The sequence below is a fragment of the Bacillus paramycoides genome (genome assembly GCF_001884235.1).
GTDB lineage: Bacteria > Bacillota > Bacilli > Bacillales > Bacillaceae_G > Bacillus_A > Bacillus_A paramycoides.
Genome location: NZ_MAOI01000071.1, coordinates 36,725 through 54,601, shown reverse-complemented (window position 1 = coordinate 54,601; position 17,877 = coordinate 36,725). Strand labels below are relative to the sequence as shown.

Annotated in this window: 10 protein-coding genes and 1 pseudogene; 4 read left to right on the top strand and 7 right to left on the bottom strand. The window is 32.8% G+C overall.

Annotated features, from left to right (window positions below; translation table 11 throughout):
* Nucleotides 1-168 precede the first annotated feature (168 nt).
* Both BAU28_RS14635 and BAU28_RS14630 read right to left on the bottom strand, forming a co-directional pair.
* Entirely contained in the window at nucleotides 169-1,158 is a 990-nt protein-coding gene (locus BAU28_RS14635) for a phosphatidylinositol-specific phospholipase C (RefSeq protein WP_071718930.1), read from the bottom strand.
* Nucleotides 1,159-1,341: 183 nt separating this feature from the next.
* Complete coding sequence (locus tag BAU28_RS14630; protein ID WP_071718929.1) at nucleotides 1,342-3,183, bottom strand: S8 family peptidase; 1,842 nt, start codon at nucleotides 3,181-3,183, stop codon at nucleotides 1,342-1,344.
* A gap of 304 nt (nucleotides 3,184-3,487) precedes the next feature.
* Here BAU28_RS14630 and BAU28_RS14625 point away from each other — a divergent pair, with 304 nt between their 5' ends.
* The 3 genes from BAU28_RS14625 (at nucleotide 3,488) to BAU28_RS14615 (ending at nucleotide 8,389) form a co-directional block, all read left to right on the top strand.
* Nucleotides 3,488-4,285 carry a cell wall hydrolase gene (locus BAU28_RS14625; protein ID WP_071718928.1) on the top strand — a complete coding sequence of 266 codons (798 nt, stop codon included), beginning with the start codon at nucleotides 3,488-3,490 and terminating at the stop codon, nucleotides 4,283-4,285.
* 297 nt (nucleotides 4,286-4,582) lie between these two features.
* Nucleotides 4,583-5,920, top strand: coding sequence for an NAD(P)-binding protein (locus BAU28_RS14620; RefSeq protein WP_071718927.1), 1,338 nt, complete (start codon nucleotides 4,583-4,585; stop codon nucleotides 5,918-5,920).
* A 549-nt stretch (nucleotides 5,921-6,469) separates the two neighbouring features.
* Complete coding sequence (locus BAU28_RS14615) at nucleotides 6,470-8,389, top strand: LTA synthase family protein (protein WP_071718926.1); 1,920 nt, start codon at nucleotides 6,470-6,472, stop codon at nucleotides 8,387-8,389.
* A gap of 164 nt (nucleotides 8,390-8,553) precedes the next feature.
* Here the strand turns inward: BAU28_RS14615 and BAU28_RS14610 are convergent, their stop codons facing one another.
* Both BAU28_RS14610 and BAU28_RS29840 read right to left on the bottom strand, forming a co-directional pair.
* Complete coding sequence (locus tag BAU28_RS14610) at nucleotides 8,554-11,337, bottom strand: dynamin family protein (RefSeq protein WP_071718925.1); 2,784 nt, start codon at nucleotides 11,335-11,337, stop codon at nucleotides 8,554-8,556.
* A 333-nt stretch (nucleotides 11,338-11,670) separates the two neighbouring features.
* Nucleotides 11,671-11,762: pseudogene (locus BAU28_RS29840) on the bottom strand (IS6 family transposase); the annotation flags it as partial.
* Between the two features lie 157 nt (nucleotides 11,763-11,919).
* On the opposite strand from BAU28_RS29840, the gene BAU28_RS14605 reads away from it, so the two are divergent.
* The gene (locus tag BAU28_RS14605; RefSeq protein WP_002173048.1) at nucleotides 11,920-12,102 is read left to right on the top strand and encodes a hypothetical protein; all 183 of its coding nucleotides are present in this window, start codon (nucleotides 11,920-11,922) and stop codon (nucleotides 12,100-12,102) included.
* 325 nt (nucleotides 12,103-12,427) lie between these two features.
* On the opposite strand, the gene mutL is transcribed toward BAU28_RS14605, so the two are convergent.
* From mutL to cotE, 3 genes are all read right to left on the bottom strand, one after another.
* Nucleotides 12,428-14,371, bottom strand: a complete 1,944-nt coding sequence (gene mutL, locus BAU28_RS14600) for a DNA mismatch repair endonuclease MutL (protein ID WP_071718924.1) — start codon at nucleotides 14,369-14,371, stop codon at nucleotides 12,428-12,430.
* An 8-nt stretch (nucleotides 14,372-14,379) separates the two neighbouring features.
* On the bottom strand, nucleotides 14,380-17,052 hold the full coding sequence (mutS, locus tag BAU28_RS14595) for a DNA mismatch repair protein MutS (RefSeq protein WP_048371592.1): 2,673 nt from the start codon (nucleotides 17,050-17,052) through the stop codon (nucleotides 14,380-14,382).
* Nucleotides 17,053-17,232: 180 nt separating this feature from the next.
* A complete protein-coding gene (gene cotE, locus BAU28_RS14590) occupies nucleotides 17,233-17,775 on the bottom strand; it encodes an outer spore coat protein CotE (protein ID WP_002173051.1) in 543 nt (180 codons plus the stop codon).
* Nucleotides 17,776-17,877: the final 102 nt, after the last annotated feature.

Here is a 17,877-nt window from a genome sequence, read left to right as displayed (position 1 = left end):
CATTACCACATATAAAATTTATAGGTACAAATTTTATATGTGTAATTATAGCGTAAGTTTTGATTTTTTTCTATCATGAAAGTACGATATCTAAAACTATACCTGATGTTAATTTTTAGAAAACAAAAAAGAAGCGACATATTTTATCGCTTCTTACTATCACAATCTTTATTCTTTTATAAGTGACTTATTCGTTCTTATAACTTCTTGATAAAGTATCGGTGACCATTTTTCATTTATATAATCTTGAATCATCCATCCGACTCTTGTAGGATTCTTTTGTTTCATATAGTTTGCAATTTCAGGATTTATATAAGAGGCATAATAATATGGACTATTCCATGCTGTACCACCGGAAGACAAGCTTGTAAAATTAATATACAGATGATTAAAATCTTCACTATTGTTATTCGTTTCATTTATCGTATCTTTAATAGACTCTAATTTTTCATCATAACTTACTTTATATTTATCTTGTACCGTTATGTTTATATTTTGATTTAAAGTTGCGGTGAATGTTTGATTATCTGGCCATGGAAAATTATTATACCCTCCAGATTCATTACTGCCACTATATCTTTTTAATAATACAATTTTCCCACGAGCATCTCCAAGACTTATATTCCCTTCCGTTTTTAAAAAGATCGGATCAAGAAAGTAATTTTCTTCGAAAGTACTACTAAATGAACCTTCTGCTCCTTTCATATCCTCGTACTCTTTTTTTAAAGACATTATAATCGTTTCACTCGGATTATCTTTCAAAAATTGTTTCGCTTCATTTATAAATTGGCGCAATGTTACATAAAGATATAGTGGTCCATGATGAAGAACTATAGTATTATCATCTGTTAAACGTCCTCTTATATCAAAAATTCTAGCTCCATGATCCATTTGATAACGAAAATCATATTCTTGCGTCATTCCCCATACTTGCTTTATCGGATTTTGCAACTTGAACGTACCACTATCATGTGTTCCTGGCATTGAAATTCGTGCTAACGGTACGTTATCAGGTATAGGTTGCATCCATTTTGACCAATTTTCAAGCTCATTAACAGAGCTAGCTGCAACTACTTGCTTATCATGTAAAGCAAATACAAATGTGCTAAATATAGTACTACATATGAATAATTTCAAAATAAACTTCTTATTGCTCATTATTATTCCTCTCTTTTTCTGTTTTTATATCAAACTTATTGAATATGATATAAGCTACTTAATAAAAAATAAATAACATTTCATAAATATGAAATATTGCATAGAAGTAAAATTAAAAAATCATTCACATATTCTCAATACATGAGAAAAATTTAAAGGAACTTCAGCAGAAGTTCCTTTTGTTTATTTTATGTTCAATACATACGAACCATCTTTATTCTCGTACTTATAGACATATAAATAATATTTACCTGGCTTTGCATTATAGGTTCCTTTAACTACATTCCCTTCATTTTCACCATATGCTACATAGTTATTTAAATCTGATTCATGATGAAGTACCCATGTCATTCCAATATTTTGTTCATTTAGTAGAGAAATATTAATATTTTCTAGTGAGTCAATTTGAAAAGTAAATACATCTACGTTATCACTATTATGTAGTGTTCCTTTCATTGGTGTATTAAAGTTAACTTTATTTGCCTGTCTAGGTTCATTATTTGGTTCATTTTCTGTTACTTGTAACTCATTCCCACCGTTCGGTTCTCTTCGTTCATACCCTAAGTTTACTAGTATAGACTTCAAATCTGGTAAAACACCAATTTTATCTGAATATGGATTTTTAGATTTCGTTCCAGTGTTATGGTTACTTAATATCGTTCTTAGTTCACTTGGTCTATATGGTTGTCCTAAATGTTTTTTAGCAATACTTTGTACTAAAGTCGCTGCTCCGGCAATAATAGGCGAAGCACTCGACGTGCCACTAAAGCTGGATATATAAAGATTTACAGCCCTTCTACTTTGCTCAGCTGTAGTTGTATCTACGTTTTCTCCCCAGCCATACACATCAATACGGCTTCCATAATTCGAAAACCACATACGTTCATGAGGGAAAGATGAAGAGCCCGCTCCTACTATAATTGCACCCGAATCTTTAAAATCTTTACTATTACGATTTAAAACTTGTTTACCATTTCTATCTTTAAATTGATCTAAATCATTCCAACCATTTGCTCCAGCCTCTATAATTACAACACCCTTATCTGTACCAGCACGAATTGCATCAAAGATCTCTGGTTGTACTTCAACAGGTAAATATTTATCACCATATCCATCAAAGGATGCTTGTGCCTCTAATAATAAAATATCCCCAGCTTCTAAATGATTTACAGCACTTAGTATTGCATCAGCTGTATTATACTGTCCATTATCTCTTATTTGAGAAATTACTTTTGCTTTAGCTTTTGGCGCAATACCAATATTCCCCACTTCATTATCTTCAGATGAAACAATTCCTAATACAGACGTCCCATGACCGACATGCTGATCTATATTCCTTCCAGACATCAATTCAATATTTTGATGTACTAAATCCTCATGATTTAATAGCCATCCATATTCCATATCAACAAAAGTTATCCCATTTCCATTACCGCCTTGAACTCCCCAAGCGAAAGGCGCATTAATACCGTATGGTGCTGATTCAAGATAACCTTGTTTTTTAAATCTAGGATTACTATTAGGAGTAAGAGATACACCTGATGGTTGCACTTCAGGCGGCGTTATTTTTTCTTGTTTCTTAATATACACATCTTCTATTAAAGAAGATGCTTTTAACTTATCTACTAGTGCTTCTTCATGCTCACCATTTTGAGTTTGAAGAATATAGTAGTTTAATAGGCTTGTAGATACATTATTAGGTGCTTTCACTTCAAGGTCTTGTATTTCTTCTGGACTTACAGATGTGAATAAACGAGTAAATGTTAAATCTGGATATTCTGCCAAAAGATCTTCTAGTACTTTATCACTCTTTTGAGCTTGTATCTGTTTTTCAATACCATCTTCATATGGTAATTTCAAATCCGCTTTGAATTTCACAATGATTTGCTTATCTTTTTCTCTTTCAACCTCTGATTTACTATGTTGTTCTATAGAATCAGCCTTTATAATATTGAAACCCCCTCCTATTCCTATAAATGTTGAAATTATTACAACTGGAACAAATACTCTTTTAAAAAGTTTCATTATATCACTCCTCTATTCGATAACGATTAAACAATATATTAAATTATATAAATTCCAATTCCAAATCATATTAAGGTACCTTTCTACTAGATAAATTATAGTAATCAACAACATGAACTTCAATGTGTTTTCATATGCAATATTTCATATTCGGGCCCTAAATTACATAAATAAAAAACTTATAATGATTATTTATTTTATATGTGCTAATATACTTACATTAGAATATTAAATATACATCATATATCTTCTGAACCACATTACTCAACTGCTATAAATTAATTATTTATTAGGAGGATTTACAATGAAATTATTAAAAATAAAACATATAATTCCTTTATCTGCAGCAGCAATTACATTCGTATGTAATCAAAGCATAGCCGATGCTTCTACTATTCATACAGTAAAAAAGAATGATACACTTTGGAACATTAGTAAACAATATGGAGTTCCAATACAATCCATTAAACAAGCGAATCATAAAGGAAATGATCAAACTTTCATTGGCGAACAGTTACATATTCCGGGATCCATGAAATCAAATGAGGTCACTGTTCATCAAAACGCCAAACCTGCGAACATTTCTGGACAAATTATTTATCAAGTACAGCCAGGAGATTCATTTGAAACTATAGCAAAGCGTTATAATGTAACCGTTCAATCTATAAAACAAATCAACAACACAATCGGAAACAAGCTTTATACAGGACAACACTTAAAAATTAATTCAAGTATTTCGGAAAAAGAAAAGGACTTAATGGCACGCTTAGTCACTGCAGAAGCAGGTGGCGAATCATATAAAGGAAAAGTAGCAGTAGCGAAAGTGATCTTGAATCGTGTAAATGCAAAAGGATTTCCAAATACAATTACAGGGGTTATTTATGAACCTATTAAACACGGATATGCATTTACTCCTGTTACAGATGGAAGAATTAATCAACCTGCAAGCGCAGAAGCCAAAATGGCTGTAGAAGAGGCTATCTCTACAAACGGAACAAATTCTGATTGGCTTTATTTCTATAATCCAAAAACTTCAACAAGCAAATGGATTACTACACGACAAACAGTAGCAGTAATCGGTAACCATGTCTTTGCTAAATAAAAATACGTAATAAAACTATAATTAATTTCAAATTATTAACAGACCTCTTTACTTAAAAGGTCTGTTCTTTTTTATTTTAATATCTAAGCTTTTATTAACCATATGATAAAATGATTGTTTAAAACTATCTCTCTTTTCAAATAAAAAACTGTTGTATCTAATTCACCATTCAGAGTAATTGAGTGAGCAAAAAATCCACAACTATAACTTTATTAATACAAGCTATTTCTTAACTTTGTAAAATTGTTATACACTAGGAAAATAGCAAACAAACTATTCGTTGGCAGGTGAAAAAATATGTATGATGTTACAATTATCGGCGCTGGAGTTAGTGCCATTTTTACGGCTTATGTATTAGCTAAAAGTAACAAAAGAGTTTTAATTCTTGATAAAGGAAAACCGCTAGAACATCGGAATTGTCCTTTAGACCAAGGGAAAACGTGTAACTGTAATACATGTGATAAATATTTCGGTTTTGGTGGCTTAGGAAAATCTGAAGGGAAATTTAATTATACAAATGGATTTGGAGGAGAACTTGAGCAAAAAGTAGGTAAAGAAGGTTTTATGCAACTAATGGCTGAAGTAGATGAAATTCTATGTCAGTTTGGCGGAAGTTCAGTTTCAAAATATTCTACAGAAAATCTAAATCTCACTAAGAGAGCTGAAGCGTGTGGTTTACAAATGCTAACAACAGAAGTAAGGCACCTAGGTACTACACTTTCAAGTAACATTTTTCAGCAACTCTATGAATTTTTACGTAACAAAATAGATATCCGATTTCATATAGATGTACTACATATCGTTAAGCAGAAAGACCATTTTAAAATATATACAAATCAAGAAACTGTCTATTCTAAGAAATTAGTATTTGCAACTGGGCGTTCTGGGACGGATTGGTTAAAAGAAATGTGCTCTTCCCTTGAAATTGCACAGGAGCAAACCCGTGTAGATTTAGGTATTAGAGTAGAGATGAAAGAAAACCAATTACGTTCTATATTAAAAGATACGTTTGAAACAAAACTTTCTTATCAACATGATCATTTCACAGCAACTACTTACTGTATGAATCCAAAAGGACGCATTATTCGGAAGTATGAGGAAGGTTTAGTTATGCCTGACGGTCAAAATTTTCGAGAGCAAGGAACTGGCACTCCTAATTTAAATTTCACTTTATTTATTCCGCGCTATTTTCCAACTCTCAAAGAAGCGAATGTATATGCAAATTCAATTATTAAAGGCATTAACCAAGGACGAGATCGAATTGTTATTCAGCGCTTAGAGGACTTAATAAAGAAACGACCTACTGCGGAAAAAGATATGAAACATAATCGTATACACCCTACACTACACGGAGATTATGGAGATTTGAATAAAGAAATTCCTCCATTATATATTGACGGACTCAAAGAATTTTTATTACGCTTAGAACACTTTACCCAAGAACCTATCGATCAAGATACTTTACTATATGGAATTGATGGAAAGTTCTATGCTCCTACAATAAAAATCAATAACCATTTTGAAACAAGTATAAATGGGTTATTTTTAATTGGAGATTGTTCAGGCGTCACTCATTCATTATCTCAAGCAGCTGCAAGTGGTCTGTATGTTGGAAAATATTTATCAGGTATTTAGACCCTTTAATTAAGATGCCAGTCAAAATGTTTTAAGTTTCACCAACACTTTACTTATCTAATAATAGCTTTAACGAAATTATTATCCCTCCCCGCTAATGATTATCCCACAAAGAATCAGGATTTTACGGGATATATTAAAAACACATGAAAAACTACATTCTATGTAGAATGTAGTTTTCTACTAATTAATATAATTGTTTACTCTTAAAAAACTTTTTAAAAATTCTAACTAATATAATGTCAATAGTTTAAAAAGCGTCTATTCATTTTCACTTTCATTTGTTCGATATTTTGTAACATCATCATAGTGTTTAATATGTTAGGATGTCTATAAGTCAATTTCACTACAACTATGACTTTTTCTGCTCCGTTTCTAAAAAAATTAGATTTATGTTACTTCGCTTTAAAATCCCCCATTGTATGTATATGAATACTTCAAATTATTACCTTTAGAAAAACATAATCTAAATGGTTCATTACACTCTAATAGTTATGAAAATATAATATATAACATTAGTTAAATAATTCATATAAAGAAGGTGTAAAAATGAAGAATAAAATAAATTTACAAATGCAAAATATAAGCTTTGTTATAATAATTGCTTTAGCAGTATGGTTAAAAACATATCTTATTACGCGATTCAGTTTTGATTTAAAAATTGAGTCTTCTACACAAGAGCTTATTTTGTTTATTAGCCCTCTAGCTGCATCCTTAGCTTTTGTCGGATTAGCATTATTTGCAAATGGTGAAAAGCGAAATTATATAGCGCTATGTATTAATTTTTTATTAACAATCGTACTTGTTGGGAATGTAATGTTCTATGATTTTTATAGTGATTTCGTTACGTTACCAGTACTTGGACAAACATCAAACTTTACACAATTAGGCGGTAGTATTAAAGAAATATTTAACTACAAAATTATACTCGCATTCGTAGACATTATTTTCTTCTTTATTTTGTTAAAGAAGAAATCAATAGTCTTTAAAACAGGACGTGTAACTCATTCTGCACGCTTGTTATATTTTCTTTTAACGATTGCTGTATTTTTTGCGAATCTACATCTTGCAGAAAAAGAGCGACCTGAATTATTAACGAGATCCTTCGACCGAGTAATGCTTGTTAAAAATTTAGGACTATACACTCATCAAGTATATGATTTGACACTGCAAGTAAAAGCAGGATCACAAAAGGCACTTGCTGATAGTAGTAAATTACAAGAAACAGAAAACTACGTAAAAGCAAACCAAAGTGAGCCGAACCCTACTATGTTTGGCTCAGCAAAAGGAAAAAACGTAATTGTCGTCACCCTTGAATCCTTGCAAACCTTTTTAATAGGTGCATCCGTCAATGGTCAAGAAGTTACACCGTTCTTGAATGAATTCATAAATGAAAGCTATTACTTTGATAACTTTTTCCACCAAACTGGTCAAGGAAAAACATCAGATTCTGAATTTCTAATAGATACATCGTTGTATCCATTAAATCGAGGAGCTGTATTCTTTACACACGGTAACAATGACTATACTGCGACTCCAGAAATTTTACGTCAACAAGGTTATTTCACTACCGTATTTCATGCGAATAACGCAACATTTTGGAATCGTAATATCATGTACTCTGCTCTTGGTTATGATCGTTACTATAATGAACTTGATTACAAAATTACGCCAGAAACAAATTTAAATTGGGGATTAAAAGATATCGAATACTTTGATCAATCAGTAGACATCTTAAAAACGATTGATCAACCATTTTATGCTCGTTTCCTTACTTTAACAAACCATTATCCATTTACGTATGATGAAGATACAAAATTCATTGAACCATATAACTCTGGTAATGGCGTATTTGATCGTTACATCGTAACAGCTCGTTACTTAGACGAATCAATTAAAAACTTTATTGAGCGTTTAAAAGCTGAGGGGCTTTATGATGATTCTATTATTGTGTTATACGGCGATCATTATGGCATTTCCGAAAAACATAATCGCGCAATGGCGCAGTTTTTAGAAAAAGATCAAATAACAGAATTTGATACTTTAAATTTACAACGTACACCTTTATATATTCATGTCCCTGGACAAAAAGAAGGTCAAACCATTTCAAAGCCTACAGGACAAATCGATATGAAACCTACTATTCTAAATTTATTAGGGGTTGATACTACTAACGATATCCGTTTTGGCCATGATATGTTTTCAGATGAATATACCGGATTTGTTGTTTTCCGTGATGGTAGCTTCGTTACTGACAAGTATGCATATACAAATCATACTTTTTATAATCGAGAAACAGGTGAGATTGTAGATTTACCAAAAAAAGAAGCTCAAGAAATGATTAACCGTGCACAAAATGAATTACGAATGTCTGACAAAATTATTGAAGGCGATCTATTACGTTTCTCAGAAAGTAATAAAATTAAAACTGGAGAAGTAAAAACTAAAATTAAAGAAACTGAAAAATAATCTATATATGCGAAGGGAGCAACTAATTACGGTTGCTCCCTTTTTACTTTCTTATAACATATGATGCAATTTAATATAAAAAAAGACCTGACATATTATACGGATGTAAGCAAAAAACAACTCCAAAATCCACTTTTATTGTGTATTTTGGAGTTGTTTTACGTTTATTCTATAGTTGTTTCTAAAGTTAAATCTGTATAGGCATTATCCTCACCTATATTTAAGATTACTTCACATTGACGTAATCTCAATTCAAAGAGCGTTATAGAATCATGATAAACTTCAGGATTTGATTTCATTTTATGTAATATCTCTTGTTTTTCTTGTATTTCTAAATGAGTATTTTCTACAGCTTGTTTCAAGGAGTTAAATGGATTCCTAAAGAACATATTAATATCCCGCTCTTGTGTGTTTTCAAACAGCTCAAATTGCAAGAAAAATTTCTTCATAATAGAAGCCGTTACCTCGGTATAATCTTCATTTTCTAAATACTGTTTGTATTTGTTATATAGCATAGCTTTATTTTTAGGAAGAACCCCAAATAATTTACCGGCACTTTTCAGTAAAAATTGTGCTGGCGTAAATCGGCGTAAAATATTTACTTCTTCCATTTGTATTCTAGTCGTCATTCTATCAGTATCTCTGCGCCAGTCATCAAGCACTTTAAAGTCACATTCTAACTGTATTCGATTTTCTCCAAATAAAGAATTAAGTCCTTCACTGAGTTCTTCTAAGTGCGATTGACTTTGAAGGAACTCATTATTAGAAGTTTCAATCCAATTTTGCATAGAACGAGCAAAATTAGGTAATACAGTTTGTTCTAAATATTTGTGTACTCTTTTGTTCATCGCTGTATTTAGTTCAATATCAATGTGCCCGAAATCGCTTTCTTCACTAATTAAATCAGAACAACTCTGCAATAGCTTCGGAATACGTTCAGTAAGATCATTAGTAATTTCAGTTTTCATTGCACGATATGATTCTGTAATTAAATGAATTTTTTCCTTCTCAAAAGCAGTAAGGTTATTAATACAACCATTTAGTTTAACTAACATATCTTCATTCCAATTAATAACATCCACTAGATTGTTTTCCTTCTCAACTCGTTTATCCAAAAGATATGTAATTGTTTTTCGAATGAAAAACAATAGCTTTTCAGTACGTTCTGCATCGATATTTTTATAGTTAAAGTTAAAACGAATAAACTCAGTTAAATCATTTAGTTGTTGACTACTTGTATATAACGAAGAGTAAGGGAAAAGTCTCGCATGCGGGAAATATGCGTTTATTCTCGCTTGCGTATCATGTAATACTCTTTTTATTTCTGCTTCACTGTAAATGTTATCTATTTTATTTAATAAGAAATGAATTTGTAGATTTGGTGTATGTTCTTGAATGCTTAACAGAATGTCACGTTCTTTATCAGTAAAAGGTGAATCCGCATTCAATACGAACAATAATTCGTCTACAGAATTTAGATATTCAAATATCTCATCTCTAGTGTCGTTATTCCTATTAAAGCCAGGTGTAACTACGAATGTAAGTTTATTTTTGCTTAAAAATCTGCATGGTAATTTAAATTCAACACATGCTCTATCTCTATATGTTTGATGGTGTAGAGACATCATATTATGGTAATCAGAGAAATTCTCAGTTGTCGTAATGGCTGCATCTGTTATAGCGTTAATTTCTGTATGAGCATCATTTTTTAAAACCACTACATTCGAGATTGAGTTTTCTAATATATTTTCTCCTAATATGGAGTTAATAAATGCAGTTTTTCCGTTTCCTGACGTTCCCGTTACTAAAATACGATTTGTTCTTAAATCTGCAAGCTCGCCAACTAACCATCTAAATCGGTGACCCATTTCTATTTCATGCTTTTGTGCCCACTGTGTAATAGATTCAAAAAGATGTAAACTATACTCTAAGCCATCCACATGATTAATAGAATATAACAGTAGGTTTTCCGCATGTTTTATATTTGCTGAATCTATTTTGGAAGGGAAAATCTCATCCCATGCCAATACAGCTGCTGATGGAAATACCGCATGAGACGGATTGACTACCTTTAACCAATTTGTTAACAGATTTGGAATGATATCATGTAATTGTCTAAGCATGTATTGACCTTGAATTAATTCAAAGTACGTTTCTTCGTAAAGAGAAGAAATTTTGTCCCATATATCGGACGAATGTATTTCGATATGTAAGAAAAACTCATTTATTGTGTTAAGCCATAATAAGTAATTTTGTTCATTTTTATAACTGTTCCAAAGTGCTGAAACAATTTGCGTAAATTGCACTTGATCTACATTATTTAATGTAACTAATACTTCATAAAAATAATCTGGTGAAATATTTTTAGTAAATCCTTTATCGATATATCCTTTTAGAACCTCAAACCACGGATAAGATTCTGTTCGAATTAACTCATTCACAGCAAGCTCTACTGCACTATCAAAATCTTGTTGTTCCTCATAAAAGGAACGGGCAATTATTGTGACGTTTGGATAATCGGGATTTAAAGAAACTGCTTCTTTAATAACAGCGAAAGCTGAGTCAAAATTATTTTGCTCGATGTAAAGAGAAAGTAATTGTAGTCCAATTTCAGTCATCAATATTTTGTTATCAGTAGTAATAGAAGTATAAACCTCTTCAGCAACTGATAATCGGTTCAGTTCAAAGTAAGCATCCGCAATGTTTTTTTGTGCCCATGGCGCTAGTTCATTGCCAACTTTCTCCCATTTGAAAATAGCTGCTTCAAAATCTTGATGGTGATAATAAAATTCACCTTGTGCAAAACGAATATAAGACCCATCGGAAATCTCATTTTTTTCTTCGTTTACATAAACTTCCCCAAGTACGTCAAGAGGTGGTTTTGTTTCATTCTCCATTAGGAATGTTTCATAATACATCTTTTTTATTAATTGTTTTTCTATTCTCATCTTTTCCCCCACTATATCTTGAAAACACATTTTTAAGATATGTCAATACTTTTTTTATGTATGCTTTTTATCTTAACAAAGAATTTCTTTTAGAAAATTTCATTTTCCTTTCATTTTTCAAGTAAGATTGAATTTTTATGAGAAAAGTTTCAGTTCTTTTTCAATTCGCTTTCAGTTGTGAAACAACATTAAGTGTTCCTAATAACCTAATAATAATATAATATTTCACATTATATTATCAGGAAAAACCCATATAAATCACATTATAAAAACAATCTATAACGAATATATATGCATTATTTACTTCGCTGATAAATAAAAGAACCCATCACTAATGGTTGTTAGATGAACCGATATGCCACGTCTCTTCAAAATTTCAAATACATCACGATAACTTAAAAATAACAATAGTAGTCAACTGCTATTCATACAATATCTTTCTCGAATTGTTTTCCTTTAAAATATTTCAGTAGTTATGTTATTAAATTCCATTAACCTATATAAATAACTAGTCCAAAAAAACATATATGCATATCATGTTATAGTAAAGAATTTAGGAAACCCTAAAAAGGAGGCATTTTCATGTTTGAAGATAAATCTAAAATAAATTACCCATATGAATTTACCGAAACTACAACAATCCCTCTAAAAAACCCCATTGATAAAAAATTCAAAAATGGCACAGGTACACATACTTTCCCAATTAAGAAGCATTACAAAGAGCAAGTTCTATACACTGAAAAAATTAATAATAAAAATAAATAATTGTATAGATCCTTATAATAATTAACCAAATAAGAATCAATATTTGGCCATGCATAGTTACGTTTTTAGCAATGTATAAATCTTTATTATACAATTCACGTACCTTTTAAAAAGTGCTGGTATACAGCGCTTTTTTATACATAGATAAATTAAGGCCGCACTAGCCAAGAAATGAATTACTTATAACATGAATTATGATGAGCTTAAATTTAAATAAACAGCAATAATACTCCATCCCATTCTCATTTAACAATTACAAGTGTACATAGTAAGAGGGGAGCAACATTAATATGTTGCTCCCCTCTTACATCTAATTTTATAAACCCTACATAACCCTCTTAAACATCTTCTCCAATTCATAAGTAGAATGATGCACAAGAATCGGTCTTCCATGCGGACATGTGTATGGGTTCGTCGTCGTACGAAGTTCTTCGAGTAAAGCGAATATTTGATCGTTCGTTAAATATTGATTTGCTTTAATCGATGCTTTACAGCTCATCATGATGGCAGCTTCTTCTCGTAGTTTTTTTATGTCTACTTTTTTTAGCTTGACGACTTGTTCCATCATTTCATCGATGATTTCTGTTTCTTGTCCTTTCGGGAACCACGTTGGGTGCGAGCGGACTATAAAGGATTGATGGCCGAATTGCTCTAGAAATAGTCCGACTTTTTTTAGTTCTTCTAACTGTTCTTCAACACGTAAAAATTCGGTAAGAGATAAATCGATGCGATACGGTACAAGTAATTCTTGCACTTCTTGCGTAACTCGTCCCACTTTATCACGGAAATATTCATAATTAATGCGCTCTTGTGCTGCATGCTGATCAATCATATATAACCCTTTATCATTTTGAGCGAATATATAGGTTCCGTGCATTTGTCCAATTGGATAAAGTGGCGGTAAATCATTACCGTTCATTTCAATCTCTTCTATTTCTCGAACTTCTTCTTCCAATTCCTCTAATTCAAAGTCCTCTTCATTGCTAGTCCATTCTTTTTCCTCTTGAACCGTTTCTTCTACTACTGGTTTATAGGATGGTTGCCAACTTTCTTCTTCTCTTACAAGCGACTGTGGTGGTTGCCATTCTTGTTTCGGCGGTTGCCAAAGTTGTGCTGGTTGTTTCACAGTCGTTGTTTCTTCTTGTTTTTCATCCATTCCAGTCGGTAAAACAATGTTTGGCATTGTTGGTTCTTTCGGCTTTGCATGCTCAAACTGGAACTGCCCTTGTACACTTTCATCTTTTTCTTTTTTCTTCGTTGTTACACCTGCATCTGGAATGAGCTGTATTTTTTTGAATGCAGCTTGCAGTGTTTCTTCGATAAGCTTTAGCAATTCTTGTTCTTTACTAAAACGAACTTCTAATTTCGCTGGATGTACGTTAACATCAACTAGCATTGGATCCATTTCAATCGATAAGAAACCGATTGGATATCGTCCAACTGGCAGTAATGTATGGTACCCTTGCTGAATGGCTTTCATTAATACGAAATTTCGAACGTAACGGCCATTTACAATCGTTGACATATAGTTACGAGACGCTCGCGTTACTTCTGGCAATGTTACATACCCTTTAATTGTGAAATCTAAAGATTCAGCTTCAATTGGAATAAGCTTCTTCGCAACTTGAATGCTATAAATCGCTGCAAGTACTTGTCTTACATCACCGTTCCCTGATGTATGAAGCAATTTCTTTTCATTATGAAACAGCTTTAACGATACTTCAGGATGCGACATCGCAATACGATACACAATATCTGTAATATTCCCAAGCTCTGTATGAATAGTTTTCATATATTTAAGACGCGCTGGTGTATTAAAGAATAAGTTTTGTACTGTAATATCTGTTCCTTTTCGGCTTGCCGTTTTCTCTTGTTTTATAATGTCTCCACCTTTAATGATAAGGTGTGTACCAGGCGCATCACCTGTGCTTGTGATTAATTCTAATTCACTTACAGAGGCAATACTCGGCAGGGCCTCCCCGCGGAAACCCAGCGTTCTTATACGAAACAGATCATTTTCATCTTTAATTTTGCTCGTCGCGTGGCGTTCAAATGCAACGATACAATCTTCTTCTGCAATGCCATCCCCATTATCAATGATGCGAATTTTCGATAACCCAGCTTCTTCTAAGTGGATTTCAATAGATGTACTATTCGCATCGATGGAATTTTCCACGAGTTCTTTTACAACTGAGGCAGGGCGCTCTACTACTTCCCCTGCCGCAATTAAATTAGAGAGTTGATCATCGAGTTTGCGAATTTTCCCCATCTACTTACTCATCCTTTCTTTAACTTTTTCTGTAAACGATACAGTTCATTCATCGCTTCTAAAGGCGTCATATCAAGTAAATCAATCTTTTTAATTTGTGCAAGTACTGCCGTTTCTTTTTGATCTAGCACAGGCTTGTCTTGTTTTTTCGAAGATTGTTCTCCTCCAAAGAAAGATAGTTGTGACTCTTCTTCAGTCTCTTCTTTCTTTTCTTGTATTTCTGCTGGTTCTTCTTCTACAACTACTGGTTCTGAGGCAACTTCTTGTACCTTCACTTCTACTCGTTTCGGAATAATAATTTCTTCCTGTCCTTCTAGCTGTGCTAACACTTCTTTCGCACGAGCAATTAAGCTATCTGGAAGCTCAGCAAGTTGAGCAACGTGAATTCCGTAACTTTTATCAGCCGCTCCATCTTGAATTTTATGAAGGAAAACTACTTTTCCATTCTCTTCAATAGCTGAAACGTGTACGTTTTTTAGTTGGTCTAAACTTTCTTCTAACACTGTTAATTCATGATAATGTGTAGAGAATAATGTTTTCGCACCAATTTGGTCATGAATATGTTCAATAATTGCTTGTGCAAGTGCCATACCATCATACGTAGATGTACCGCGTCCAATTTCATCGAATAAAATTAAACTTCTTTCTGATGCGTTTGCAATTGCATTTTTCGCTTCTAACATTTCGACCATAAATGTACTTTGACCCGAGATTAAATCATCCGCTGCACCAATTCTCGTAAAGATTTGATCGAAGACAGGTAATACTGCTTCTGTCGCTGGTACGAAACAACCGATTTGCGACATAACAGTTACTAGTGCTAATTGTCTCATATACGTACTTTTACCAGACATGTTCGGTCCTGTAATTAAAAAGACATCCATCTTCTCCGGCATAATACAATCATTTGGTACATACAATTTCCCGTTCAATACTTTTTCAACGACAGGATGACGACCATCTTTAATAAAGATTTCGCGCTTAGTTGTTAACACAGGTTTTACAAACTGCTCCTCTTCACTAACTGTCGCAAAACTTTGTAGTACGTCTAATTCACTAATGACTTTCGCTAAATGTTGTAATTTCGGAATGAATACTTTTACTTCTTCACGAAGTGCTGTAAATAAATCGTATTCTAATTGTACAATTTTTTCTTCTGCTTCTAAAATTAACGTTTCTTTTTCTTTCAGTTCATCTGTAATGAAACGCTCTGCATTTGCAAGTGTTTGTTTACGCTCATAGCGTCCTTCTGGAAGTGCTGCAAGATTCGCTTTCGTCACTTCAATGTAGTAGCCGAAAATACGGTTGTACCCAATTTTCAACGATTTAATCCCTGTAATATCACGCTCTCGTTTTTCAAGCTCAGCAATCCACGTTTTTCCGTTTTTACTAACGTAGCGATATTGATCAAGCTTGTCATTATAACCATCTTTAATAATATCTCCATCTTTAATAGAAAGCGGTGGGTTTTCTTGAATACTTCTTCCTAGTAATTCAGTTAAGCTCTCACATGGATCCGCGCCTTGAATTAATCTTGATGCATAAGCATTATCTAACAGACTTATCGCTTCTAAAATAGCTGGTACTTGAAGTAAAGAGCGTCTTAACTGTAATAAGTCCCGTGCATTTACATTACCAAATGCAACTTTCCCTGCTAAACGTTCTAAATCATATACTTCTTTTAATTTTTCTTTTAAATCTTCACGTAAGAAGTAATCATTTACAAATGTTTCAACCATTTCTAAACGCTCTTCCACTTTTTCTTTTTGGATAAGTGGACGTTCCATCCACTGTTTTAACATACGTCCACCCATAGCCGTTTTTGTTTTATCTAATAGCCATAATAATGAGCCTGTCTTTTCCTTCGTACGAAGAGTCTCTGTTAGCTCTAAATTGCGTTTTGAATGCACGTCAATTTTCATAAATTGGTTCGTGTAATAAATTTCTACTGGCTGCAAATGATCTAGTGAGCGTTTTTGAGTTCTGATTACATAGTTAAATAAGCGTCCAATTGCTTTAATTAACTTTGCTTGTGAAACATTTTTCACAAGGTGTTCTAACCCTTCAGGAATAGTTGTTGCATCTTCATACGAAATCGTCATTTTTAATGTTTCAGTTAATTTATTTAATTCATCTTTTGAAAATGTAGAATCTACAACAATTTCTTTTGAACCAGTTGCATACACTTCTAATAAAATATCTTCTACTGAACCTGTTAATAACGTCACTGTATTTTGTCCAGTCGTTAAATCATTACAAGCTAGCGCATAAGATCCATCTTCAAAATGTGTTAATGCTGCTAAGAAGTTATTCTCTTTCTCGTCTATTGTACGCCCTTCCATCATCGTTCCTGGCGTAATTAATTGTACTACTTCACGACGTACTACACCTTTAGCTGTTTTTGGATCTTCCACTTGCTCACAAACTGCTACTTTATATCCTTTTTCAACAAGTTGTTCAATATAATTTTTAGCTGCATGATACGGTACACCGCACATCGGTATACGTTCACTACTACCACCATCTCGGCTCGTTAATGTAATTTCAAGTTCATGAGCTGCTTTAACCGCATCCTCAAAAAACATTTCATAAAAATCACCTAAGCGGAAAAATAAAAAGGCATCTTGATAGTCTGCCTTGACCTTTAAGTATTGCTGTATCATAGGGGTATATTGCGTCATGTCTTTCCTCCATAATTCTTACATAATAATCTATATTCATATATGTCACACTTCACGGACACCCATATCTCCTATTTTAGGAGTCTTTCCTCATTATAGCACATTTCATAAGGAATCATGTTCATTCAGCACCACTTATGTAATGTAAAAAGCTAGGAAGAATTTCTCCCTAGCTTTCTATTACTCTTCTTCTGCATCGACAATAAAGTTCGGATCTAATTCTTCAAACTCATCGTCATCAACTTGGAAATCCTCATCTGATTCTACGCAACCTTCAGGATTTACACTTACACAAATTTTCGTTTCCCCGACTACTTCTGTTACAAATTCACGTTCTACCGTCACAACAATTTTATTACCATTTGGTGATACAAGAGCTTCTAAACAATTTGGCGGCTGAATTACACGAGCGATAATTTCTAAATCGTCACCAGAGAAATTTTTATCACGATACCCAATGCTTACTTCATCAGTGTAGTTAACACGTTCTGTTACAACTTCAGTCTTTGTGTTTCCATCAAATGAATACCAAGTGTTCACATCATAGAAACCTTCAATTTCTACGTGCTTTCCATCCTTTCTCGCTTCGTACGAGTGGTTAATTACCCAGCACCCTAAAATACTTGTTGGCTCATTATTCGATTCACATGTATGCGTTGACTTTGTATACTTACGTCCTTTTCCAACCACTGCTTTTGTAATAATCTCTCTAAATTCGGACATTCGTAACCCTCCTCAATCACTATTCACTTAATCATATGCGTGACAATAGCGGAATGTGTCATTCTTTTTTTGAGAAGAATTTACGTTATAGCCCATTAAAAA